23 protein-coding genes are annotated in these 23,194 nt (G+C 70.0%); 18 read left to right on the top strand and 5 right to left on the bottom strand.

The window, feature by feature from the left end:
* Window positions 1-6 precede the first annotated feature (6 nt).
* The gene (locus A5700_RS14045) at window positions 7-774 is read left to right on the top strand and encodes an enoyl-CoA hydratase/isomerase family protein (protein ID WP_068071073.1); all 768 of its coding nucleotides are present in this window, start codon (window positions 7-9) and stop codon (window positions 772-774) included.
* Between the two features lie 8 nt (window positions 775-782).
* Here the strand turns inward: A5700_RS14045 and A5700_RS14050 are convergent, their stop codons facing one another.
* Window positions 783-1,673: a proline iminopeptidase-family hydrolase gene (locus tag A5700_RS14050; RefSeq protein WP_068071075.1), complete on the bottom strand. Its 891-nt coding sequence runs from the start codon at window positions 1,671-1,673 to the stop codon at window positions 783-785.
* A 143-nt stretch (window positions 1,674-1,816) separates the two neighbouring features.
* Here A5700_RS14050 and A5700_RS14055 point away from each other — a divergent pair, with 143 nt between their 5' ends.
* Window positions 1,817-2,956, top strand: coding sequence for a thiolase family protein (locus A5700_RS14055; protein WP_068071077.1), 1,140 nt, complete (start codon window positions 1,817-1,819; stop codon window positions 2,954-2,956).
* A gap of 208 nt (window positions 2,957-3,164) precedes the next feature.
* Window positions 3,165-4,073: a thiamine pyrophosphate-dependent enzyme gene (locus A5700_RS14060; protein WP_197502859.1), complete on the top strand. Its 909-nt coding sequence runs from the start codon at window positions 3,165-3,167 to the stop codon at window positions 4,071-4,073.
* Here A5700_RS14060 and A5700_RS14065 read toward each other — a convergent pair.
* Window positions 4,066-4,719, bottom strand: a complete 654-nt coding sequence (locus A5700_RS14065) for a response regulator transcription factor (protein WP_068071082.1) — start codon at window positions 4,717-4,719, stop codon at window positions 4,066-4,068. The genes A5700_RS14060 and A5700_RS14065 overlap by 8 nt on opposite strands.
* Before the next feature lie 113 nt (window positions 4,720-4,832).
* On the opposite strand from A5700_RS14065, the gene A5700_RS14070 reads away from it, so the two are divergent.
* Window positions 4,833-6,083 (top strand): ATP-binding protein, encoded by a 1,251-nt coding sequence (locus A5700_RS14070; RefSeq protein ID WP_068071084.1) that lies wholly within the window; start codon window positions 4,833-4,835, stop codon window positions 6,081-6,083.
* Between the two features lie 61 nt (window positions 6,084-6,144).
* Window positions 6,145-6,648 carry an ester cyclase gene (locus A5700_RS14075; RefSeq protein ID WP_068071086.1) on the top strand — a complete coding sequence of 168 codons (504 nt, stop codon included), beginning with the start codon at window positions 6,145-6,147 and terminating at the stop codon, window positions 6,646-6,648.
* A 7-nt stretch (window positions 6,649-6,655) separates the two neighbouring features.
* On the opposite strand, the gene A5700_RS14080 is transcribed toward A5700_RS14075, so the two are convergent.
* Together A5700_RS14080 and A5700_RS14085 are read right to left on the bottom strand one after the other, a co-directional pair.
* Window positions 6,656-8,272, bottom strand: coding sequence for an FAD-dependent oxidoreductase (locus A5700_RS14080; protein ID WP_068071088.1), 1,617 nt, complete (start codon window positions 8,270-8,272; stop codon window positions 6,656-6,658).
* 13 nt (window positions 8,273-8,285) lie between these two features.
* On the bottom strand, window positions 8,286-8,963 hold the full coding sequence (locus tag A5700_RS14085; RefSeq protein ID WP_068071090.1) for an IclR family transcriptional regulator: 678 nt from the start codon (window positions 8,961-8,963) through the stop codon (window positions 8,286-8,288).
* Between the two features lie 127 nt (window positions 8,964-9,090).
* Here A5700_RS14085 and A5700_RS14090 point away from each other — a divergent pair, with 127 nt between their 5' ends.
* From A5700_RS14090 to A5700_RS14125, 8 genes are read left to right on the top strand one after another with little or no spacing between them, the layout of a single operon-like run.
* The gene (locus tag A5700_RS14090; protein WP_068071091.1) at window positions 9,091-9,954 is read left to right on the top strand and encodes an alpha/beta fold hydrolase; all 864 of its coding nucleotides are present in this window, start codon (window positions 9,091-9,093) and stop codon (window positions 9,952-9,954) included.
* Complete coding sequence (locus A5700_RS14095) at window positions 9,954-11,672, top strand: bifunctional 3-(3-hydroxy-phenyl)propionate/3-hydroxycinnamic acid hydroxylase (RefSeq protein WP_068071095.1); 1,719 nt, start codon at window positions 9,954-9,956, stop codon at window positions 11,670-11,672. The genes A5700_RS14090 and A5700_RS14095 overlap by 1 nt, the downstream gene beginning before the upstream one ends.
* Window positions 11,620-12,537: a 3-carboxyethylcatechol 2,3-dioxygenase gene (locus A5700_RS14100; RefSeq protein WP_068071097.1), complete on the top strand. Its 918-nt coding sequence runs from the start codon at window positions 11,620-11,622 to the stop codon at window positions 12,535-12,537. The genes A5700_RS14095 and A5700_RS14100 overlap by 53 nt, the downstream gene beginning before the upstream one ends.
* Window positions 12,534-14,273, top strand: coding sequence for an FAD-binding protein (locus tag A5700_RS14105; RefSeq protein ID WP_068071099.1), 1,740 nt, complete (start codon window positions 12,534-12,536; stop codon window positions 14,271-14,273). The genes A5700_RS14100 and A5700_RS14105 overlap by 4 nt, the downstream gene beginning before the upstream one ends.
* 2 nt (window positions 14,274-14,275) lie before the next feature.
* Window positions 14,276-15,577, top strand: coding sequence for an LLM class flavin-dependent oxidoreductase (locus A5700_RS14110; protein ID WP_068071100.1), 1,302 nt, complete (start codon window positions 14,276-14,278; stop codon window positions 15,575-15,577).
* 35 nt (window positions 15,578-15,612) lie between these two features.
* Window positions 15,613-16,440, top strand: coding sequence for a coniferyl-alcohol dehydrogenase (locus A5700_RS14115; protein WP_068071101.1), 828 nt, complete (start codon window positions 15,613-15,615; stop codon window positions 16,438-16,440).
* Window positions 16,428-17,417 (top strand): cyclase family protein, encoded by a 990-nt coding sequence (locus tag A5700_RS14120; protein ID WP_068071102.1) that lies wholly within the window; start codon window positions 16,428-16,430, stop codon window positions 17,415-17,417. Before A5700_RS14115 ends, A5700_RS14120 begins: the two co-directional genes overlap by 13 nt.
* Complete coding sequence (locus tag A5700_RS14125) at window positions 17,417-18,238, top strand: alpha/beta fold hydrolase (RefSeq protein ID WP_068071104.1); 822 nt, start codon at window positions 17,417-17,419, stop codon at window positions 18,236-18,238. Before A5700_RS14120 ends, A5700_RS14125 begins: the two co-directional genes overlap by 1 nt.
* Window positions 18,239-18,263: 25 nt before the next feature.
* On the opposite strand, the gene A5700_RS14130 is transcribed toward A5700_RS14125, so the two are convergent.
* Window positions 18,264-19,031: an SDR family oxidoreductase gene (locus A5700_RS14130; RefSeq protein ID WP_068071106.1), complete on the bottom strand. Its 768-nt coding sequence runs from the start codon at window positions 19,029-19,031 to the stop codon at window positions 18,264-18,266.
* A gap of 139 nt (window positions 19,032-19,170) precedes the next feature.
* Between A5700_RS14130 and A5700_RS14135 the strand changes: the two genes are divergently transcribed.
* The 5 genes from A5700_RS14135 to A5700_RS14155 all read left to right on the top strand — a co-directional run bounded on the left by A5700_RS14135 (window position 19,171) and on the right by A5700_RS14155 (window position 23,107).
* The gene (locus A5700_RS14135; protein ID WP_197502860.1) at window positions 19,171-20,022 is read left to right on the top strand and encodes a GNAT family N-acetyltransferase; all 852 of its coding nucleotides are present in this window, start codon (window positions 19,171-19,173) and stop codon (window positions 20,020-20,022) included.
* Between the two features lie 73 nt (window positions 20,023-20,095).
* Window positions 20,096-20,905 (top strand): SDR family NAD(P)-dependent oxidoreductase, encoded by an 810-nt coding sequence (locus A5700_RS14140; protein WP_068071113.1) that lies wholly within the window; start codon window positions 20,096-20,098, stop codon window positions 20,903-20,905.
* 78 nt (window positions 20,906-20,983) lie between these two features.
* Window positions 20,984-21,649 carry a TetR/AcrR family transcriptional regulator gene (locus A5700_RS14145; RefSeq protein WP_068071117.1) on the top strand — a complete coding sequence of 222 codons (666 nt, stop codon included), beginning with the start codon at window positions 20,984-20,986 and terminating at the stop codon, window positions 21,647-21,649.
* 13 nt (window positions 21,650-21,662) lie between these two features.
* Entirely contained in the window at window positions 21,663-21,857 is a 195-nt protein-coding gene (locus tag A5700_RS14150) for a ferredoxin (RefSeq protein ID WP_068071119.1), read from the top strand.
* 5 nt (window positions 21,858-21,862) lie between these two features.
* On the top strand, window positions 21,863-23,107 hold the full coding sequence (locus A5700_RS14155) for a cytochrome P450 (RefSeq protein ID WP_068071120.1): 1,245 nt from the start codon (window positions 21,863-21,865) through the stop codon (window positions 23,105-23,107).
* Window positions 23,108-23,194: the final 87 nt, after the last annotated feature.

Raw genomic sequence — 23,194 nt, forward strand, 5'->3', positions numbered from 1 at the left:
TCTGACGTGTACGACATGCCCACCGAGATCGACGTCCAAGCCGACGGTCCCTTGCGGCTCATCACCTTGAACCGGCCGGAGTCGCTCAACTCGGTGAACGACAACCTGCACGTGGGCCTCGCACGGCTGTGGCAGCGCTTGACCGACGACCCGACCGCCCGGGCGGCGGTGATCACGGGGGCGGGGCGGGCGTTTTCGGCCGGTGGCGACTTCAGCTACCTCAAGGAGCTTTCGGCCGACGCCGACCTGCGCGCCAAGACCATTCGGGACGGGCGGGAGATCGTGCTGGGGATGGCGCGGTGCCGGATCCCGGTCGTGGCCGCGGTCAACGGGCCGGCCGTCGGGCTCGGTTGCAGCCTGGTCGCGCTCAGCGACATCGTCTACATCGCCGAAAAGGCTTATCTCGCCGACCCGCACGTGCAGGTCGGCCTGGTGGCCGCCGACGGCGGACCGTTGACGTGGCCGCTGCACATCAGCCTGCTGCTGGCCAAGGAGTTCGCGTTGACGGGCACCAGGATCGACGCGCAGCGCGCCGTCGAGTTGGGGCTGGCCAACCACGTCGTCGCCGATCCCGTGGCCGAGGCGATCGCGTGCGCGAAGAAGATTCTCGAGCTGCCGCAGCAGGCCGTCGAGAGCACCAAGCGGGTGCTCAACATCCACCTCGAGCGGGCGGTGTTGGCGAGCCTGGACTACGCCCTGTCCGCGGAGAGCCAGTCGTTCCTCACCGAGGATTTCCGGTCGATCGTCACGAAGCTGGCCGCCGGCAAGAACTGAACCCGGCGCTACGCCGCCGAATCATCGTGCTGTGCCAGGAATTCGCGCATGACGGCGTCGAATTTCTCCGGCTCCTCGATGAACGGCATGTGGGAGCTCGCCTCGAACAACTCGAAGCGCGAGCCGGCGATGCGCTGATGCATGGCCCACATGTGCTCGGGCACGCACTCGTCGTACCGGCCGGCGAGGATGAGGGCGGGCACCGTGATTTCGGCCAACCGGTCCATCACGTCCCAGTCGCGGATGGTGCCGACGATGTGAAAGTCGCTGGGCCCGAACATTGTTTCGAAGATCTCGGAGCCCATGTGGCGGAAGGCTTCCTCGAGTTCGCGGGGCCAGGGCCGCGCGCGACAGAGGTAGGTCTCGTTCCAGGTGCGGATCGCGGCCTGGTATTCGGCGGCGTGCGTGGTGCCGGCGGCTTCATGGCGTTCGATGGCCGCCTGCGTCGCGGGGTCGAGCTCGGACTTCAACCGCTGGACCATGGTGCCGAACGCCGGGATGGAGGCGATGCTGTTCGAGACGGTCAGGCTGGTCGGCCGGGGGCCCGCGTCCAGCACGAACTGCTGGGCCAGCATGCCGCCCCAGGAGTTGCCGAACAGGTGGAAGCGGTCGAGGCCGAGCGCATCCACCACGGCCCGGGTCTCGGCCACCGAGCGTTGCATCGTCCACAGCGCCGGATTCGGTGCGCAGGGGGACTTTCCGCAGCCGAGCTGATCCCAGAAGATGACCTCGCGCTCGTCGGCCAGCCGTTCCAGCGACCGCAGGTAGTCATGCGGGAGGCCGGGACCGCCGTGCACCACGAGCAGCGGCAGGCCCCGCCCGCCCCCGATCCGGGTGAACCAGACCGTCCCGCCCGGGACGTCGATCGACCCCTCCGGCGCCGCCGTCGCCTCTGTCATGACCCAGCAGTGTAGGCAGCCCGGCGGCAACCGGCGCGGCGTCGCCTTGCAACTGAGGCTCTCCGATTGAGAGAATAAAGTTCTCTACCCGCGGGGCGTCGTGACTGCGCCGCCGCGTCCGCTCGCCACCACAGGAGAAGGCCGTGCCCGAAGCCGTCATCGTGTCCGCGCTGCGCACCCCCATCGGCACCGCCCGCAAGGGCACGTTGCGCGACACCAGCGCGTTCGACCTCGCGCATCACGTGGTTACCGAGGCGGCCAAGGACCTGGACCCGGCGCAGTTCGACGACGTCATCCTGGGCGAGGGGCTCTACGGCGGCGGGGTGCTCGCGCGGCATGCGGCCGTCACGGCCGGCCTGACGCAGGTGCCCGGCCTGGCCAACAACCGCCACTGCGCCGCGGGCCAGGCCGCCGTGCAGAGCGCCGCGGCGAGCGTGCGCGCGGGCATGGACCGGCTGGTGCTCGCGGGCGGCGTGAACTCGGCGTCGACCTCGCCCCGATCGCGCCTGCAGGTGGACGGCGAGTGGGTCGACTGGTTCCCGCCGACGCACCCCGATCGTCCCGACGCGCCGAACCTGGACATGTCGATCACGGTCGGGTGGAACGCCGCCGTCAAGGCGGGTGTGAGTCGCGAGGAGATGGACGCCTGGGCGCTGCGCTCGCACCGCAACGCGATCGCCGCCATCGACGAGGGGCGGTTCAAGGAGGAGATCGTTCCGATCGAGACTCCGCACGGGGTGTTCGCGGTCGACGAGCACCCGCGCCGCGACACCACCATGGAGAAGCTGGCCGCCCTCAAGCCGCTGCACCCCGAGATCGAGGGCTTCTCCATCACCGCCGGCAACGCCTGCGGGGCCAATGACGGTGCCGCGGTGTTGACGATCGCCAGCGACGAGCTGGGCCTGCCCGCGCTGGCCACCGTCAAGTCCTGGGCGTCCGTCGGCGTCGACCCCGCGATCACCGGGCTGGCGCCGGTGGACGCCATCCCGAAAGCCCTTGCCCGCGCCGGCCTTTCGGTCTCCGACGTGGACCTGTTCGAAATCAACGAGGCCTTCGCGGCGATGTGCGTGGCCACCGTCAGGCTGCTCGACCTCGACCCCGACACGGTGAACGTCAGCGGCAGCGGCTGCTCGCTGGGCCACCCGGTCGCCGCGAGCGGCGCCCGGATGCTCGTCACGCTGGTCCACGAATTGCGGCGTCGCGGCGGGGGAATCGGCGTCGCGGCGATGTGCGCGGGTGGCGGCATGGGTTCGGCGACGGTGATCGAGGTACCCGCTCCCTAACCGCCAACGCCGCGCGTCGCCCACGCGCACCGTGTCCCCCGATCGGGGGACACGAGATTCATCCCGTTCGCGAGCCGATCGGCGGAGGCGCCCGCCGCGGCCGCGCCCTACCTTCAGAACTGTGTTCAACGCGGTGACCGGCCCAGCCACCCGACTACGGGGCTCGGCCGGCGCGCAACCGGATCGCAGTGAGCAAGGAGACGCGGCAATGACTTACACCACCGAACTTTCGGCAACGCTGGCGCGGGACGACCGGCTGGAGCTGTACCGCCGGATGTGGGTACTGCGACTGCTCGACATGGCCCTCGACGAGCCGCGCGTGGACGGTCCCTTCGACGGCTCGTTGCCGCCCGCGCTCGGTCAGGAGGCGGTGGCCGTCGGCGCCACCGCGGCGCTACGGCCGGGCGATGTGGTGCACACCGCGATCCCGCACTTCCGCAACGCCGAGCACGTCGCCCGGGCCCTTCCCCTCGGCCCGGCCCTGGCCGAACTGCGCTGCCCCCGCCCCGCCGCCGCTGCCAACCAGACGGCGTACGCCACCGATTGGAAGCAATTGCTGGACAGCTCAACGGATTTGGCGCGGTCGATCTCGTTCGCCCTGGGCGACGCTTACGCGCAGAAACTGGCCGGCTCCGGCAACGTCACCCTGTGCGCGATCGGCGGGCGAGACGCTAACACGGCGGAGTTCACCGCGGCGGCAAGCATCGCGGTGTCCTGGCGGCTGCCCCTGGTGTTCGTCGTCGAGAACATCGTCGAGGGCGCTCGCGGGCGTCGGGGCCCACATGAGAGCCGCGGGCTGCCGTTGCGCTCCGCCGACGGCAGGTACGTCGCGGCGGTCGCGGACTCGGTGGCCGACGCCGTGCGGCGGGCAAGCGCCGGCGGCGGGCCCGGCGTGGTCGAGGCGGTCACCTATCGGACGAATCATCCATGCGGGGGTGACCCGCTGATCCTGGTCAAGCGGCAGCTTCGCTGGGCGGGCGTGGACGACGCCGAGCTGTGCGGGGTCGAACGCCGGGCCCGCCGGCTGGTCGCCGAGGCGGTGTACGTCGCCAACTCGCTGCTGGCGCAGGGGCCCGCACCGAAGCGCCAGCCCGGTCCCTGGTCGGCCGCTAGCTGAGCAGGCCCTGCCGCATGGCCTCGGCGACGGCGGCGGCGCGATCACCGACGCCCAGCTTCTCGTACAGGCGCTGCACGTGCGTCTTGACCGTCGACGGGGCCACGAACAACTCACCGGCGATGACGGGGATGCTTTGACCGCGAGCGATCCGATTGAGCACCTCCCGCTCCCGCGCGCTGAGCACGGGGGCGGGAGGTTCGGCGCGGTGCCGGATCTCCGCCGCCAACCCGCCGACCAGGGTGGGCGCCACCACGTCGCGGCCCGCGGCGCAATCCCGCACGGCCGTGACGATCTCCGCGCGCGTCGCGTCCTTGAGCACAAAACCCGCGGCACCGTGCTGCAGCGCCTGGTACACGATCGCCGGCTCGTCGTGCGCCGAGATGAGCAGCACCCGGGTCGGCAACCCCCGATTGCGCACCGCGGCCGCCACCTCGGCCCCGTCCATGCCGGGCATCCGGTAGTCGAGGAGCGCGACCTCGGGCAGCTGCGACGCGATCAGCTCCAACGCGGCGGTCCCGTCGGTGGCCTCACCGACCACGTCCACCGACCCGCTCGACGACAGCGCCCGCACCACGCCCTCCCGGAACAGCGGGTGATCATCGGCAACCACCACCCGCACCTTCTCGCCCGGCGCCGCGCTGACCATGGCGACGAGTCTAACGTTTTGCCGGGTCGCTACCTCCGTCGACGTGGCGGGCGCTGATGCGTAGACACGCAGTTTGCCTGGGCTCGCCGGCCGCCGATGAGTACGGTGAGCGGGTGGCGGTCACCGGCGACGCGGAACTGGAACGCGTCCGCACCATTCACCAATTGCGTTCCTACCGAATCGGTGCCGTGCTGCGGCTCGGCGTCGTGGGTCTGATGGCCGCGGCCATGATCATCGGCACCGAGCGCTCGGAGTGGCCTCAGGAAACCGTGCTGATCGCGCTCTACGCGTCGGTCGGGCTGGGCGCGCTGGCGTTGGCGTTCGCCCCGGTGCGCCGCCGGATCGGCCGGGGCCGCCTGGTCACGCTCGGCCGGCTGGAGCCGTTCGCGTTCACCGTCGTCGACATCGTCGCGCTGACGGCGTTCCAGCTGTTGTCCACCAACGGGGTGTATCCGCTGCTGATCATGGCGATGCTGCCGGTCCTGCTGGGCCTGGACGTCTCCTCGCGCCGCGCGGCGGTGGTGTTGCTCTTCTCCATGCTCGGCTTCGCGATCGCCGTGCTGCAAGATCCGGTGATGTCGAGCGCGGTTCGATTGCCCGAGGCCGGGTTTCGCTTCTTGCTCTATGCGTTCCTGTGTTGCGCGGCGTTCCTGGTGGTCCGGATCGAGGAGCGGCATACGCGGTCGGTGGCCGGGCTCAGCGCCCTGCGCGAGGAGTTGCTCGCGCAGACGATGACCGCGGCGGACGAATCGCAGCGCCGGATCTCCGAGTTCATCCACGACGGGCCGTTGCAGGACATCCTCGCGGTGCGCCAGGAACTCGACGAGCTCAAAGTCGCCTTCGCGGGCGACGGCCGGGTCGACCGGGCCTTGGCCGGCCTCAAGTCGGCCTCGGAACGGTTGCGCCAGGCCACCTTCGAATTGCACCCGGCGGTGCTCGAGCAGGTGGGGCTGGGCGCCGCGGTGCAGCAGTTGGCCACCTTCACCGCCCAGCGCGCCGGCATCGACATCGCGACCGACATCGACTACCCCCTGCGCAGCGAGATCGATCCCGTCGTCTTCGGGGTCGCGCGGGAGTTGCTGTCCAACGTCGTGCAGCATGCGCGGGCCCACACCGCGACGGTCACGCTCGGGATCACCGACGGTCGCTGCGTGCTGCACGTCATCGACGACGGCGTGGGCCTCAGCCTCACGACCGTGGCGCGCCGGCTCGGTGAGGGGCACATCGGGCTCGCCGCGCATCGATCTCGTGTGGAGGCGGCCGGCGGGGCGTTCGTCTTTCTCGACGTGCCGATCGGAACGCACGCGTGCGTCGAACTGCCGGTCCCGCAACGCTCTTGCGACCAGCGGCGGACGGGCGGGTAATCGCCGGGCTTCTGGGTACGCCTTCGGGGAGCAGTCCAGACACACAGCCGGGAGGGCAGCAATGACGACGGCGCAACCATCGCCCGTAGCCGCGACGCACGACTACACGCTCGACGAGCAACGCAACATCAACCTGGTGCGCAAATACATGGAGATCTCCTACACGCCCGGCAGGGCCAGCGCCGAAGCGGTGGCGCACCTGTGTGCCCCCGGCAATCGCTTCATCGCGCCGACCACGTTCCCGGGCGTCGACACCCTCGAGGGCTATGCCGACGACCACGGCCGGCTCATGGAACAGGTCGACGACCTGCGCATCGTGAGCTACGACGTCTGCTTCGCCAAGGCCGACCGCGTCTGCCTGCGCTACAGCGCCGAGGGGACGCACCGGGGCCGGCCGCACGGCGACCTCGAGCCCACCGGCCGCACCGCGCGGTGGTCGGCGGCGGCGCTTTTCCAGGTGCGCGACGGCAAGCTGGTCGAGTTCGTCAAGGACTGGAACAAGCTGTCGATGTGGGAGCAGTTGGGCTGGCCCCTGGAGGAATGCCTGACCTCCGGCCGGGCCTGAGCCGCCGCTAGGTCAAGTCGACGGACTTTCCGGTGGCGGCCGCGTGACCGGCGCGGTAGCCGAAAACCATTGCCGGACCGAGGGTTCCACCGGCGCCGCCGTAGGCCCGTCCGGTCACGCCGCCCATCGCGTTGCCGGCGGCGTACAGGCCGGGTATCGGCTCGCCGCTGACGTGCAGCACGCGACCGTCGCGGCCGGTGCGCGGCCCGCCCTTGGTGCCCATCGCCCCGATGCGCACCGGCACGGCGTAAAACGGTGCGGTGTCGATGGGGCCGAGGGTCTTTCCGGCCAGCGTGGTCGCATTGTCGTCTCCCCAGTAACCGTCGTAGGCGCTGGAGCCGCGCCCGAAGTCGGGGTCGGCGCCGGCGGCCACGTGCCGGTTCCACCGTGCGACGGTGTGGGCCAGGCCGTCGGCGTCGATGCCGGTCTTCGCGGCCAACTCGGCGAGATCCGCGGATTCGCAGAACCATTCCGGAACCCGTTGGCCCGGTTCGATTCCGAGGAATCCGTAGCGCTGCAGGTGCACGGAGTCGAACACCATCCACCCCCGGTCGTTGACGTAACCGCCGCGCGGGTCGAGGTAGTGGAACGCTCCGGCCATCGAGTTGTAATCGCACGCCTCGTTGACGAAGCGGCGCCCGGCCGCATTGACGATGATGCTGCGCGGCCGGGTGCGTTCCAGGCGCACGCTGCGGCTGCGTTGCCTGCCGTCGATCGTGTCGCCAGGGATCTGCACGATGGGCACCCACCAGGCCTCGCCCATGTTGGCCAGGTCGGCGCCGTGCGCCATCGCCAGCCGCAGCCCGTCGCCGGTGTTGTTGGGCGGTGAGACCGCACCGTGCATGGGGCCGCGCAGAAAGGCCTGCGCCAGAACGGGATCCCACTCGAAGCCGCCGGTGCCCAGGATGACACCGTGGCGGGCGCGCACGGTCAGGGTTTGCCCCGCCAGCGCGACCCGCACCCCGGTGATCTCCCCGGCCTCGGCGACGAGCTGCTCGGCGCGGGCGTTGACGTGCGGAACCACACCGACGTCCAACAGGCCCTTGAGCAGCCCGGCGATCAGCGCGGTGCCGGCGACACACAGGTGGCTGGTTCGCTCGTCGATCGCCGCGTGCAGCCTGGCGCGGGTCTCGGCGTCGAATCCCACGTTGGACCAGTCGGCCGGGAACGACGTGATGCGCGTTGCCCATTCGCCCAGCTGCGCCAGGTCGAACGGGGCCGCGGACAGCGACCGGCCCCCGGACGGCTGCCCGCCCGGCAGTTCGGGCTGGTAGTCGGGGAAGCCGGTCGCGATCTCGAAGCGCAGCCCGCTGTGCGCCTCGATGAAGTCGAGCATCGCGGGTCCGGTGTGCACGAACGTCTCCACCAGGTCGTCGTCCATCGATCCCAGCGACTGGGCGCGCAGGTAGCGCAACGCGTCGTCGGGCGTCAATTCGCCGTCGGGAGAACGGTTGTGCGCCGGTATCCACACGATGCCGCCGGACACGGCGGTGGTCCCACCCACCGTCGGTGCCTTCTCGAAGACTTCCACCGTGGCGCCCGCGGCGGCCGCGGTGAGCGCGGCGGTGAGGCCCGCACCTCCCGTGCCGAGCACGACGACGTCGACTTGGGTGTCCCAGGGCATGAACGGTGTCCTTTCAGCTCAGCAGCGCCGACAGCTGGTGGGCGGCCGCCAGGACCGCGTCCTTGCCGCGCAGCACCACGTCTTCCCGGTGCGAGATCAGGTTGATGCAGGTCGGCGGGGAGGGCGCCGGTCGCCGTACCGGGACCGCCAACCCGAAGGTGTTGGGTTCGATCTCCCCGTAGGTGCTCACCCAGCCCCGCTCTCGCGCCCGGGCGACCAGGTCCCGCTCGCCCGGGCGCGGCGGCATGCTCGCGAGCAGCGCGATGCCCGCGGCCCCACGCTCCAACGGGTAGCGGCTGCCCTCGTGGAACGAGAGTTGGTAGGCGACGTGGCTGGGGACGATCACCGCGATCGCCACCTGCTGCTCGCCCTCGGCGATGAGCAACGACACGGTGGTGCCCAGCTCGTCGGCCAGCGTGCGCAGCGTCGGGAGGCTGACCTGCCGCACGTTGCGGTCGAACGACGCACCCAGCACGGCGAGCCCCGCCGCCGGCCGATAGCGGCCGTCCTCGCCCTTGGCCACCAGGTGGAATTGGGCCAGCGTCGTCAGCAGGCGGTAGGCGATCGTGCGATGCACACCGACCCGTTCGGCCAGCTGTTGCGCGGTCAGCCCGCCGGGGGAGTCGGCCACCAATTGCAGCGCGGTGAGTCCCCTGGCCAGCGTCTGCGAGCCCGGTCCCGGTCCTGTCACAGGCTTGACAGACCACCGCGCGAGAGCGAAGCTCTAAATATAACGCACATTAGTGTGCGATATTAGCACACAAAGTTAGTCGAAAACGAGAACGGCGTTTTCCCACGGGCGAGGCGTGAGAGGAATCGTGGCGGAGTTCGAAAGCATCTGGAGCGACCTGCAGGGTGTCGCCTTCGAGCAGGGTTACCTCGAGGCTCAGGGCGTGCCCACCCGCTACCTACGGGCGGGCAGGCCGGGCAACCCGGTGCTGGTGCTGTTGCACGGCTCGGGCGGACACGCCGAGGCCTACGTCCGCAACCTGGCCGCGCACGCCGAGCACTTTTGGACCTGGTCCATCGACATGCTCGGGCACGGCTACACCGGCAAGCCCGGGCACCCGCTGGAGGTCCGGCACTACGTCGAACACCTGATGGCCGTGCTGCGCGCCATCGGCGTCGACCGGGCCAGCATCAGCGGCGAGTCGCTCGGCGGGTGGGTGGCCGCCCGCGCCGCCATCGACCACCCGGACGTCGTCGACAAGCTGGTCCTCAACACCGCGGGCGGCTCCCAGGCCGATCCGGCCGTGATGCAACGGATCATCACCTTGTCGATGGCAGCGGCCGAGGACCCGGCCTGGGACACCGTGCAGGCGCGGATCAAGTGGCTGATGGCCGACAAATCCAAGGGCTACGACGACCTGGTCGCCAGCCGCCAGCGCGTCTACCGCCAGCCGGGATTCGTCGACGCCATGCGCGACATCATGGCGCTGCAGGACCCGCAGATCCGTGCGCGAAACCTCCTGGGGCCGGCCGAATACGGGTCGATCACCGCGCCCACGCTGGTCCTGTGGACCAGCGACGACCCGACCGCCGACGTGACCGAGGGCCGCCGCATCGCCTCGATGATCCCGGGGGCGCGTTTCGAGGTGATGCCCGGTTGCGGCCACTGGCCGCAGTACGAGGACGCCAAGACCTTCAACCGCCTGCACCTCGACTTCCTGTTGGGCCGCTGATGTCCGACGCATCCGAGGTCGACACCGACGTCCTCGTCGTCGGCGCCGGACCCGTCGGCTTGACGCTGGCTAATATCCTTGGCCTGCAAGGCATTAAGACGGTGGTCGTCGAGGAGCGGGACACCCTGATCGATTACCCGCGCGGGGTCGGGCTCGACGACGAGGCGTTGCGGACCTTCCAGGCGATCGGGTTGGTCGACCGGATCCTGCCGCACACGGTGCCGAACCAGATCCTGCGTTTCCTGGACGCGCACCGCCGCGTGCTCGCCGAGATGGCACCACCCGACGCGCGATTCGGCTGGCCCAAGCGCAACGGGTTCGTCCAGCCGCTCGTCGACGCCGAATTGCTGGCCGGCCTGGACCGTTTCGACCACGTCGAGCTGTGGTGGGGCCGGCCGATGACGGCCTGCGAGGAGGACCCGACGGGCGTCACCGTCGAACTCGGCGGCGGGCAAGGCCGGGTGCGGGCGCGCTACGTCGTCGGCTGCGACGGTGGCCGCAGCATGACCCGCCGCGTGATGGGCGTGTCCTTCGACGGCACGACGTCCGCGACGCGATGGCTGGTGGTCGACATCGCCAACGACCCGCTCGGTCACCCGAACAGCGAGGTCGGTGCGGACCCGGAACGCCCCTACGCCTCCATCTCGATCGCCCACGGAATTCGCCGCTTCGAGTTCATGATTCACGCCGACGAGACCGACGAGCAGGCCGAGGACCCGGAGTTCCTGACGCGCATGCTGGCGCGGATGGTGCCCCACCCCGATCGGGTGGATGTGATCCGGCGTCGCGTGTACACGCACCACTCGCGGATCGCCGGCGCCTTCCGCAAGGGCCGGCTGTTGCTGGCCGGCGACGCCGCGCACCTGATGCCCGTGTGGCAGGGGCAGGGCTACAACAGCGGCATCCGCGACGCGGCCAACCTGGGCTGGAAATTGGCCGCGGTGGTGACGGGCCGCGCCGACGACACGCTGCTCGACACCTACGACGTGGAGCGGCGCAAGCACGCGCGGGCGATGATCGACCTGTCCACCATGGTGGGCCGCGTCATCTCGCCGACCAACCGGCGGGTGGCGGGCGCGCGCGACCTTCTCATCCGCTCGGCGTCGATCGTCCCGACCCTCAAGCGCTACGTGCTGGAGATGCGGTTCAAGCCGATGCCGCGCTACGAGACCGGCGCCGTGGTGCACGGCACGTCGTATTCCGCTGGCCCGCAGTCGGTTTCGCCGGCCGGCACGCTGTTCATCCAACCCCGCGTCGACACCCGCACACAGCATGACGTGCTGCTCGACGACGTCCTCGGCGACTGGTTCGCCGTCCTGTGCTGGAACAACCACCCGCGCCGGATCCTCGGCGACGTGGCGTTCGCCAACTGGAAGGCGCTCGGCGCCCGCTTCGTCGCGCTCCGGCCGCGGACCCAGCTGCACTGGACGGGTCACGACGACCCCGACGTCGTGGTCGTCGGCGACCGGTCCGGCGGCGTGAAGTCCTGGTTCGACTCCCACCCGGAATCGGTGCTGTTCCTGCGGCCCGATCGGTGCATCGCCGGCGCGTGCATCGCCCAGCGGGCACCGGATCTGAGCGCCGAGCTGTTCTCGGTGCTGGCCCTCACGCCGCCCCTGGCACCGCGAGGGGGTGAATCGCCGAATGGCACTGGCTCTGTGCTGCATGTCGCACAGCCCGCTGTTGAATCTTCCGGGGCCGTCGCGGGACCTGCTTGACGACATCGAATCGGCGATCGGCGCCGCGCGGCGCTTCGTCACCGACTACGACCCCGAGCTCGTCGTCACCTTCTCCCCGGACCACTACAACGGATTCTTCTACCGGGCGATGCCGCCCTTCTGCATCGGCACGGCCGCCGCGGGCGTCGGCGACTACGGCACCCACGCGGGACCGTTGACCGTGGCCGAGCGGCTCGCGTTGGACTGTGCGCAGGCCGTGTTGGACGACGGCGTCGACGTCGCTGTGTCGACCAGCATGGACGTCGACCACGGCACCGTGCAGCCGCTGGAGAAGCTGTTCGGTGACGCGACGGCGCGCCCGGTGCTCCCGATCTTCATCAACGCGATCGCGCTGCCGCTGGGGCCGTTACGCCGCTGCCGAGCGCTCGGCGCGGCGGTCGGCAGGTATCTCGCCGGCCTGGACAAGCGGGTCCTGCTGCTGGGCTCCGGCGGCCTCTCGCACAGCCCGCCGGTGCCGACGCTGGACACGGCGCCGCCGCCGGTGCTCGAGCGCATCGTGCACGGTCGCCCCATGACGACCCAGCAGCGCCAAGACCGCCAGGCCGCGGTCGTCGAGGCGGCCCGCGGCTTCGCGACCGGCAACTCGCCGCTGCAGCCGTTGAATCCCCTGTGGGACAACGCGTTCCTGGACATCGTCGACACCGGCCGGCTGGCCGAACTCGACGGGTGGTCGAACGCGTTCGTCGCGCGCGAGGGCGGTGGCTCCGCGCAGGAGATCAGGACCTGGGTCGCGGCGTTCGCGGCGCTGGCCACCGCGGGCCCGTACCGAACCGTCGAGCGTTTCTACCGGGCCGCCCCGGAGCTCATCGCCGGGTTCGCCATCAGAACGGCGGTCCCGCAATGACGTCGGTGGCCGAGGGTTTCGACCACGTCGTCGACCTGCTGATCATCGGGTCGGGGGGCGGCGGCATGACCGCCGCCCTGACGGCGCAGGCCGCCGGCCTGGACGCCCTGATCGTCGAGAAGTCCTCGTGCTACGGCGGTTCCACCGCCCTGTCCGGCGGCGGCATCTGGGTGCCCGGGGCGCCCGCGCAATGCCGGGAGGGCTACCGGCCGTCCCCGGACGCCGTCGTCGAATACCTGCTGCGGATCACCGACGGCCTGGTGAGCGAGGCGCGGATCCGCCAATACGTGGAGTCCGCCCCGAAGATGCTCGCCTTCCTGGAAGGCGCCTCGGGGTGGTGCGAATTCGTCTGGAAGCCCGGATACGCCGATTACTATCCCGAGCTGCCCGGCGGCTCAGAACTCGGCAGCACCATCAACGTCCCGCCCATCGACCTGCGCGCCCTCGGCCCCGACGAGGAGCAGCTGCTCAAGCCGCTGGCGCTGGCGCCGAAGGGAATCTGGCTCGGGCCCAAGGAGCTTCGCACGTTCTACCGGATCCGGCAGTCGTGGGCGGGCAAGGGGGTGCTGCTCAAGCTGATCGCCCGGATGGTGCGGGCCCGAGTGTTCGGCGAACGGATGGCCGCGATCGGCCAGTCGCTGGCCGCGCGGCTGCGCCTGGCGCTGCGCGAGCGGGGCATCCCGCTGTGGCTGGATTCGCCGATGATCGAGTTGCTGACCGATCCCGACGGCGCGGTGACCGGCGCGGTGGTGCAACGGCAGGGGCGCGCGCACCGCATCGGGGCGCGGCGCGGCGTCATCCTGGCCTCCGGAGGCTTCGAGCACGACCTCGCCCGGCGCAAGGAGCTGCTGCCCGAGGTGGACCGGGACTGGAGCTTCGGCAACCCGGCGGCCCTGGGTGACGGCATCCGCGCGGGCGAAAAGGTCGGGGCCGCAACGGACCTGCTCGACGAGGCCTGGTGGTTTCCGGCGATCCAGTGGCCGGACGGCCGCATGCAGTTCATGCTCAACGAGCGGATGATGCCCGCCCAGTTCATCGTCAACGGCGCCGGGCGGCGGTTCATCAACGAGGCGGCCCCCTACATGGATTTCGGTCACGCCATGATCGCCGGCCAACGGACTGGCGTCACCCACATACCCTGCTGGCTGATCACCGACCACCGGTCGTGGAACCGCTACGTCGTCGCGGGCCACCTGCCCATCCCCAAGATTCCCGGGGCGCCGGTGCCCACCGGGCGCAAGGTCCCGTCGGCGTGGCTGCAATCCGGCGTCGTCAAGGCCGCCTCGTCGTGGGAGGAGTTGGCCGGCCGGATCGGCGTGCCCGCGCAGAACCTGGCCGAAACCGCCCGCCGCTTCAACGAACTCGCGCGTCGCGGCCACGACGACGATTTCAACCGCGGCGACAGCGTCTACGACAACTACTACGGCGACCCGACGTTGCCGAATCCCAACCTGTTCCCGCTCGGCGCCCCACCGTATTACGCCTTCCGGATCGTCCTCGGTGACCTCGGCACCTCCGGCGGCCTGCGCACCGACGAGCACGCCCGCGTCCTGCGGGCCGACGACACCGTGGTGCCCGGGCTCTACGCGGTGGGTAACACCGCGGCGCCGGTGATGGGCCGCAGCTACGCCGGTGCTGGCGCCACCATCGGACCCGCCATGACCTTCGGCTATGTCGCGGCGAAACACGTTGCCGCACAGCCCGCCGACGACGCCCTGAATTCGCCTAGGAGGTAGCAATGAAGATTTCGCTGTTCTACGAGTTCGCCCTGCCGCGGCCCTGGGCGCCCGACGACGAACACGCCATGCTGCAGGACTGCCTCGACGAGGTGGCGGCGGCCGACAAGGCCGGCTTTTCCACCGTCTGGCTGACCGAGCACCACTTCCTCGAGGAGTACTGTCACTCCACCGCCCCCGAGATCTTCCTCGCCGCCGCCAGTCAGCGCACCAAGAACATCCGGTTGGGGTTCGGCATCATGCACCTACCGCCCGTGGTGAACCACCCCGCGCGGGTCGCCGAGCGCATCGCCACGCTCGATCTGCTCTCCAACGGCCGCGTCGAATTCGGCACCGGCGAATCGTCATCGGTCGGCGAACTCGGGGGCTTCAACATCGACCCCGCCGACAAGCGGGCGCAGTGGGAGGAGGCGCTGGAGGTCTCGATCCGCTGCATGATCGAGGAGCCGTTCAGCGGGTTCAAGGGGCAGCACATCGAGATGCCGGCCCGCAACGTGGTTCCCAAGCCGCTGCAGAAGCCGCACCCGCCGGTGTGGGTCGCCTGCACGCGCCCGGCCAGCGTCCAGATGGCCGCCCAAAAGGCCATCGGCGCACTGAGTTTCGCCTACACGGGCCCCGGCCCGCTGACGGAGAGGGTCAACGGCTACTACAAGGAGCTCGAGGAGAACGGGGTCCCGGTCACACCGGCGATCAACCCGAACATCCTGGCCATCGGCGGCGACCTGTCGATGATGGTCGCCAAGACCGAAGACCAGGCCTTGCAGCGCCTCGGGAAGGGCGGCGGCTTCTTCTCCTTCGGGATCATGCACTACTACATGACCGGCGTGCACACCCCCGGCCGCACCAGGGTGTGGGAGCGCTACCTCGACGAGGTCGAGAAGGACCCGACCCTCGCCTATGGTCCCGGGCGCGGGGCGATCGGCACCCCGGCCATGGTGCGTGAATTCCTGCGCGGCTACGAGGAAAGCGGCGTCGACGAGATCATCCTGCTGCTCAATCCCCGTAGCCACGAGGGCACCATGGAATCCATCGAGTTGATGGGCCAAGAGGTCCTGCCCGAGTTCATCGAGCGTGACGCCAAGGCGGTGGCCGAGAAGGCCAAGCGCCTAGAGCCCGTGATCGAAAAGATCGAGGAGCGCCGCCCCGAGCCGACCGCGCCGCGGTTCGACGAGGAATACTCGTTCGGCGGCCTGCCCACCGGGCGGGGCGGTAAATTCACCGCCAGCGAGATCCCCGAGGCGATGGCCGAGATCAACGAGGGCCGGGTGCAGGCCGCGCAGCGGGCGAAAGAGCAGCAGCAGTAATCACCGAAAACGGTTGAGCCGAGGGACATCGGGCGTTGGGACAGATCGACCAGTTGTGGCGCTACGACGGTCGCCGGGCGGTGGTGACCGGATGCGCGTCGGGCATCGGTGAACACGTGGTGCGCCAGCTCACCGAGGTCGGCGCCGACGTCGTCGGGCTCGACAAACGCCGCCCCGCGATCGACGTCGCCGAGTTCCACGAGATCGACCTGGCCGACCAGGAGTCGATCGACGCGGCGGTGTCCTCCATCGACGGGCGCGTCGACGCGCTGTTCAACGTCGCCGGCGTCTCCTCCGGGATCGGTGACCCGCCCCTGGTGGTCACCGTCAACTTCCTCGGCCTGCGGCACGTCACCGAGGCGCTGATCGCGCGCATGGCCGCCGGGTCCGCCATCGTGAGCGTGTCGTCGCTGGCGGCGCGCGACTACCGCGAACACCTGCGGGCGATCGCCCCGCTGGTCGCGACCGCCACGATGCGCGAGGGCGTCGACTGGTGCCAAGCCCACCCGGACGCGCTGGCCGGCGGCGGTTACCAGTTGTCCAAGGAGGCGCTGATCCTCTACACCATGCGCAGCGCCGCGGCCCTCGGCGCGCGCGGGATCCGCATCAACTGCACCGGGCCCGGCGTCACCGAGACGCCGATCCTCGATCAGCTGCGCACCGCCTACGGGCAGGCCTTCCTCGACGACATCCCCAAGCCCCTGGGCCGGGTCAGTTCCCCCGCCGAGCAGGCGGCGGTCCTGCTGTTCCTCAATAGCGCTGCCGCAAGCTACATTTCGGGGCAGGTGCTGTGGGTTGACGGCGGCAACCTGGGCGCGGCGATCGCCCGCGAGCTCGAAGAGGGGGCCCCGTGGCCGGCGTAACCGACTTCCGGCGGGTCGCAGCAGAGGTCCGCAACTGGGGCCGCTGGGGTGATGACGACGAGCTGGGCACCCTCAACTTCATCACCCCCGAAAAGATTGCCCAAGCGGCCGGCCTGGTCAGGCACGGCAAGGTCTTCCCCCTCGGCGTCGACTTCGGTTCGTCGGGTCCGCAGGGGGCGTTCAAGTTTCGGCACAACCCCATTCACACGATGACCGTCGACGGCGGTGACGCACATTCGCTGCCGCGGTTCGGCCCCGGCTGGGTGGACAACCCGAGCGCTCAGGACATGGGGAAGTACTTCCAGGACGACTTGTTCCGCTTCAACGACGACATGATCGTCATGCCGCTGCAATGCGCGACGCAGTGGGACGCGCTGTCGCACGTCTACTACGAGGACAAGCTGTACAACGGGTTTCCCGCCGACTCCGTCACCAGTTTCGGCGCGAAGCTCTGCGGGATCGACAAGGTCGACGGCAAGGGCATCACCTCCCGTGGGGTGCTTCTCGACGTCGCCCGTCACCGCGGTGTGGACACCTTCATCGAGCTCGGTAACCCGATCACCGCCGGGGAGTTGGACGACGTGGCGCGCGCGCAGGGCGTGACGATCGGCAGTGGCGACATCGTCTTGGTCCGAACCGGTTGGTGGGCAAGGTTTTGCGAAACCGGAGACGGCGGCGAGCCCGGCTCCGGCCTGGACTGGCTGTGCGCGTCGTGGTTCCACGACCACGACGTCGCCGCGGTGGCCGCCGACAACCTGATGGTCGAAGACCCGGTCTCGGGCGTGCAGGGCACGTTCATGCCGATGCACATGCTGTGCCTGCGCGACATGGGCCTGATGCTCGGCGAGTACTGGGACCTCAACGCCTTGGGGGCCGATTGCGCCGCCGACGGCGTCTACGAATTTCAGCTCATCGCGCCGCCGCTGAGGTTCACCGGCGCGGTGGGCTCCCCGGTGAATCCGATCGCGATCAAGTGATGGGGTTCTCCCGCCACACCCTGTCGGTCGACGGGCTGCGGACCAGCTACCTGGAAGCGGGTCACGGTGACCCGGTGGTCCTCCTGCACGGCGGCGAGTTCGGCGCCGGCGCCGAACTCGGCTGGGAACGCAACATCGCCGCGCTGGCCGCCCGGTACCGGGTGCTGGCGCCCGATCAGCTGGGCTTCGGAGAGTCCGCCAAGGTCGTCGACTTCGTCGACGGCCGTGGGATGCGGATCCGGCACGTCGCGCGCTTCTGCGAACTGCTCGGCGTCGGCGCGGCGCACTTCGTCGGCAACTCGATGGGCGCGATCAACCTGCTCGTCGACGCCACGTCCGACGCGCCGCTCCTGCCGGCCCGCAGTCTGGCGATCATCTGCGGGGGCGGTGACATCCAGCAGAACCAGCATTTCGAAGCGCTGCAACAGTACGACGCCACCTTGGCGGGGATGCGCCGGATCGTTGCGGCGTTGTTCCACGACGCGGCCTACGCCGCCGACGGCGACTACGTGCGGCGCCGCCACGAGTCCAGCACCGCGCCCGGCGCGTGGGAAGCCATTGCCGCGGCGCGGTTTCGGCGCCCGGGTGCCGCGCCCTCTTCGACGCCACCGAGCGCGCGTCCCTACGCGCGCATCCGGGTGCCGACGCTGGTCGTCGAGGGCGGCGACGACAAGTTGCTACCGGAGGGCTGGGCGGCCGACATCGCCGCGCAGATCCCCGGCGCCCGGTCCGCGGTCGTCGCCGACGCCGGGCACTGCCCGCAGATCGAACAACCGTCGGTGGTCAACGACCTGCTGTTGGAGTTCCTCGACGCCGTGTGAGGCGCTCGGCGAGGCCCCGATGAGGCTAGGAAGCGCCGCTCGGCGCCCGGGCGGCCAGCCACGCGTCAAAGCGGGTGGGGTAGACGGTGGTCTCCTCACCGGGCACGGGAACGATGCTGCGCTCGTCGAGCACCGCGCCGTAGTACCGGGCGTCGGCGTCGGTGACTACGGTGCGCCCGTCGGCGTCCGCGGCGATCAGGGCGCGGATGAAGTCGTCCATGCCCTGCTTGTCGGGACCCGCGATGTTGACGATCCCATTGCGGGGCTCGCCGACCGCCGCACGGGCGACGGCCGTGGCGACGTCCGCGGCGGCGATGGGCTGAAACGCCGCGTGCGGCGCGCGGACCGTGTCCCCGTCGGTCATCGAATCGGCAATGCCGGAAACGAATTCGAAGAACTGCGTGGCCCGCACGATCGAATAGGGACGCCCCGATTCGGCGATCAGCCTCTCCTGCGCGACCTTGGCGCGCAGGTAACCGCTGTCCGGGGCCCGGTCGGCACCCACGATTGAGAGGGCGACGTGGTGGGCGACGCCGGCGGCCCGCTCCGCCTCGAGCAGATTGCGGGTGGACGCGGTGAAGAAGTGCAGCACGTCGTCGTCCGCCCAGGACGGCGAATTGGCGACGTCCACCACCGCCTGCACCCCCGCGACGGCGTCGGCGAGCCCCTCGCCGGTGACCGCGTCGACCCCCGAGCGCGGCGAGGCCGGCACTGCCTCGTGGCCCAGCCCGTCGAGGATCGACACGACCTGCGATCCGATTAGTCCGCTGCCCCCGATTATGAGAATCTTCATCGTCGAGCCTCCCGAAGCGAATACCTGCGGATGCGGGCGCGTCCTTACTATCGCGCATTGGCGGTTCGCGCGCCACAACCGATCGAACGGCGGCATGGCCTCGGGGCCGAGGAGGGTGGGGGCTTTGGGGGCGTCATCGTTGCAACTCCGTTCCGCGACAACGCAAGACGTCCTGGACTGCGGGCGGGTCTGCTATCGGGCCTTCAGCGCCGTGGCCGAGCGCCACGCGTTCCCCCGCGATTTCGCCGAGGTCGGGGCGGCCATGGACCTCATCTCGCAACTCGTCGCGAACCCACGCTTCTTCTCCGTCGTCGCCGAACGCGACGGAACCGTCGTCGGCAGCAACTTCCTGGACCAACGCGCCAGCATCTTCAGCGTCGGCCCGGTCACGGTCGAACCCGACGTCCAAGACCACGGAATCGGCGGGGCATTGATGGCGGCGGTGCTCGACGAGAGTGCGAGGCGCCAGGCGCGGGGGGTGCGGTTGGTCCAGGTCGCCTACAACACCCGCTCGCTGAGCCTCTACGCACGACTGGGTTTCGACGTCCGCGAGCCGCTGGCGGTGCTGCAGGGACCAGCCATCGCCCGGGCCCGCCCCGGCTTCGATATCCGCCCCGCGACGCGCGAGGACGTCCCGGCGTGCGACGCGCTGTGCGTGGGCGTGCACGGCCACGACCGGTCGGGAGAACTGCAGGAAGCCGTAGACCGCGGGGCGGCCAGCGTCGTGACGCAGCACGGGCGAATCACCGCCTACAGCACCGGGATTGGTTTCACGGGGTATTCCGTCGCCGAGACCGACGAGGCCCTGACCGCCCTGATCGCCGCGGCCCCACACTTCGCCGGGCCGGGCTTTCTGATGCCGCTGCGCAACACCGCCCTGCTGCGCTGGTGCCTGGGCCACGGGCTGCGAGTGGTCTACGTGGCGAACCTGATGACCGTGGGCTACTACCGGGAACCTCGGGGCGCGTACCTCGCCTCTATCGGTTACTGATCCCACCGTCCCGGGCGACCCGCACTAAATCAATTGCTTGACTTAACGCGGCGGCCGCCGATTAACTCGTCGTGTGGTCAACGAGTTGGAGGGCACGGTCGCCATCGTCACCGGCGCCGCGTCCGGGATCGGCCGCGATATCGCGCAACGGTTCGTCGCCGAGGGCGCCCGGGTGGTGATCGCCGACGTGGCGGCCGACCGCGGGGAGGAAGTGGCGGCCGCGCTCGGCGGCGCCGCCCTCTTCCACCGCACCGACGTCTCCGAACCCGACGAGGTCGGGGCGCTGGTGGCCGCCGCCGTCGAGGCGTTCGGCGCCCTGCACGTCATGGTCAACAACGCGGGGATCTCCAGCCCGCTGCGCAAGCTCCTCGACGACGACCTCGCCGACTTTCATCGGGTGCTGGGGGTCAACCTGTTGGGCGTGATGGCCGGCACCCGGGATGCCGCCCGGCACATGGCCGAACACGGTGGCGGATCGATCATCAACATCACGTCGATCGGCGGCATCCAGGCCGGCGGCGGCGTGATGAGCTATCGCGCGTCCAAGGCGGCCGTCATCCACTTCACCAAGTCGGCCGCAATCGAGTTGGCGCAGCACGACATTCGCGTCAACGCCATCGCCCCGGGCAGCATCCCCACCCCCATCTTGGGCAAGTCGGCGGCCGGCATGGACGCCGAGCAGTTGCAGCAGTTCGAGGCGCGCATCCGCCAGGGCATGCGCGACGATCGGCCACTCAAGCGCGAGGGCACGCCCGACGACGTGGCCGAGGCGGCGCTGTACCTCGCCACCGACCGGTCGCGCTACGTCACCGGCATCGTGCTGCCGGTCGACGGCGGCACCGTCGCGGGCAAGGTCATCAAGAGCAGGAGACGCGAGGGCTGACCCGTCGCGGTCAGAACCGTCCCCGGCGCTTTAAATCAATCGCTTGACTTAATCCCACGGCCGCGGTTGACTAACGCAATGACCACTGCCGGCCGGGCCGTCCGCACCGACCGCGCCAGCTCCACCCAGGAGGCGATCCTGGTGGCCGCCGAGCGGCTCTACGCCGAGCACGGAATGTTCGCCGTCTCGAATCGGCAAGTCAGCGAGGCCGCCGGCCAGGGGAACAACGCCGCGGTCGGCTACCACTTCGGCACCAAGGCCGACCTGGTGCGGGCCATCGAACACAAACACCGCGGGCCCGTCGAGCGGCTCCGCGAGCGGATGGTGGCCGAGCTGCTCGCCTCGGGTGGGTCGGGTGAACTGCGGGACTGGGTCGCCTGCCTGGTCCGCCCGCTCACCGACCACCTGGAGGAGCTGGGCAACCCCACCTGGTACGCGCGGTTCGCCGCCCAGGCCATGACCGATCCGGCGTACTACAACATCATCGTCAAGGGCGCGCTCAGCTCGCCGTCGCTGGTCCAGGTGGTCGAGGAGACCAACCGGTGCCTGCCCAACCTGCCCGCCGAAGTGCATTTCGACCGCAACATCATGGCCCGAAACCTGTTGATGCACACCTGCGCCGACCGCGAGCGCGCGCTGGCCACCGGCGTGTTACCGCCGCACCGCTCCTGGCGCGCGGCGGCGTCCGGCTTGATCGACGCGATCGTGGGCCTGTGGCTGGCACCCGTGACACCGCACGAGTGAGGGACCGGGGAAGATGAAGGTAACGGTCGACCAAAACGCTTGCGCCTCATCGGGAAACTGCGTCATGAACGCGCCCGAGGTGTTCGATCAGCGCGACGACGACGGCGTCGTCGTTTTGCTCGAGGAAACCCCCGGGGCCGACCTGGCCGAGGGCGCACGGTGCGCGGCTGCGGCGTGCCCCGCGCTGGCCATCCACATCGAGGAATGAGAACCATGCCGGACACCCTGACCAGCGGCACGACCCAGACCACCGCCGAGGTCCCGGAGTACCCGATGGCCCGGGACCCGCGCTGCCCGTTCGCCCCGCCACCGGACGTCATGACGCTCGCCCAGGCCCGGCCGCTGTCCCGGGTCCGCATCTGGGACGGCAGCACCCCGTGGCTCATCACGGGCTACGAGCAAGTGCGAGAACTGTTTTCGGACTCCCGGGTGAGCGTCGACGACCGGCAGCCCGGTTTCCCGCATTGGAACGCCGGAATGCTGTCCACCGTGCACAAGCGGCCGCGCTCGGTGTTCACCGCCGACGGCGAGGAGCACACCCGGTTTCGGCGCATGCTGTCAAAGCCGTTCACGTTCAAGCGCGTCGAGGCGCTGCGCCCCACCATCGCGCGGATCACCGACGATCACATCGACGCGATCCTGGCCGGCCCGCAGCCCGCCGACCTGGTCACGGCGCTGGCGCTGCCGGTCCCCTCGCTGGTGATCAGCCAACTGCTGGGCGTCCCGTACGAGGACGCCGACATGTTCCAGCACCACGCCAACGTCGGGCTGGCCCGCTACGCCACCGGTGAGGACACCGTCAAGGGCGCGATGAGCCTGCACAAGTACCTCGGCGAGCTCGTCGAGGCCAAGATGGAACACCCGGGCCAGGACGCGGTCTCCGATCTCGCCGAACGGGTCAAGGCCGGCGAACTCAGCGTCAAGGAGGCCGCCCAGCTGGGCACCGGCCTGCTGATCGCCGGGCACGAAACCACGGCGAACATGATCGGGCTCGGGGTGCTTGCCCTGCTGCAGAACCCCGACCAGGCCGCCGTCCTGCGCGAGGCCGAAGACCCGAAGATCGTGGCCAACGCCGTGGAGGAACTGTTGCGCTACCTCAGCATCATTCAGAACGGTCAGCGCCGGGTGGCGTTGGAGGACATCCACATTGCCGGGGAGACGATCCGCGCCGGCGACGGCATCATCATCGACCTCGCCCCGGCGAACTGGGACGCCGACGCCTTCACCGAGCCCGACCGGCTGTACCTGCACCGCTCCGGCGCGGACCGCAACGTCGCGTTCGGGTACGGCCGGCACCAGTGCGTGGGTCAGCAGCTGGCCCGCGCCGAACTGCAGATCGTCTACCAGACCCTGGTGCGGCGCATTCCCACGCTGTCGCTGGCCATCCCGCTCGACGACGTGCCGTTCAAGCACGACCGTCTCGCCTACGGCGTCTACGAACTTCCGGTGACCTGGTAGCCCCCAGGCCGCAACGTCAGGACTATCCGATCCGAATGGAGGGTCAAAGATGACTACTCAGGCAAGCCCCGTGTCGCTGTACCCGCC

Origin of the sequence: Mycobacterium sp. E1214 (genome assembly GCF_001666755.1) — a bacterium.
Lineage (GTDB): Bacteria > Actinomycetota > Actinomycetes > Mycobacteriales > Mycobacteriaceae > Mycobacterium.

Bases quoted from the DNA above. Each gene is read 5' to 3' on its own strand.
- A5700_RS14145 (WP_068071117.1), top strand. From the start codon at position 20,984: ATGACCACTGCCGGCCGGGCCGTCCGCACCGACCGCGCCAGCTCCACC.
- A5700_RS14155 (WP_068071120.1), top strand. From the start codon at position 21,863: ATGCCGGACACCCTGACCAGCGGCACGACCCAGACCACCGCCGAGGTC.
- A5700_RS14065 (WP_068071082.1), bottom strand. From the start codon at position 4,719: ATGGTCAGCGCGGCGCCGGGCGAGAAGGTGCGGGTGGTGGTTGCCGAT.
- A5700_RS14095 (WP_068071095.1), top strand. From the start codon at position 9,954: ATGTCCGACGCATCCGAGGTCGACACCGACGTCCTCGTCGTCGGCGCC.
- A5700_RS14075 (WP_068071086.1), top strand. From the start codon at position 6,145: ATGACGACGGCGCAACCATCGCCCGTAGCCGCGACGCACGACTACACG.
- A5700_RS14050 (WP_068071075.1), bottom strand. From the start codon at position 1,673: ATGACAGAGGCGACGGCGGCGCCGGAGGGGTCGATCGACGTCCCGGGC.
- A5700_RS14110 (WP_068071100.1), top strand. From the start codon at position 14,276: ATGAAGATTTCGCTGTTCTACGAGTTCGCCCTGCCGCGGCCCTGGGCG.
- A5700_RS14080 (WP_068071088.1), bottom strand. From the start codon at position 8,272: ATGCCCTGGGACACCCAAGTCGACGTCGTCGTGCTCGGCACGGGAGGT.
- A5700_RS14100 (WP_068071097.1), top strand. From the start codon at position 11,620: ATGTCGCACAGCCCGCTGTTGAATCTTCCGGGGCCGTCGCGGGACCTG.
- A5700_RS14150 (WP_068071119.1), top strand. From the start codon at position 21,663: ATGAAGGTAACGGTCGACCAAAACGCTTGCGCCTCATCGGGAAACTGC.
- A5700_RS14130 (WP_068071106.1), bottom strand. From the start codon at position 19,031: ATGAAGATTCTCATAATCGGGGGCAGCGGACTAATCGGATCGCAGGTC.
- A5700_RS14125 (WP_068071104.1), top strand. From the start codon at position 17,417: ATGGGGTTCTCCCGCCACACCCTGTCGGTCGACGGGCTGCGGACCAGC.
- A5700_RS14060 (WP_197502859.1), top strand. From the start codon at position 3,165: ATGACTTACACCACCGAACTTTCGGCAACGCTGGCGCGGGACGACCGG.
- A5700_RS14105 (WP_068071099.1), top strand. From the start codon at position 12,534: ATGACGTCGGTGGCCGAGGGTTTCGACCACGTCGTCGACCTGCTGATC.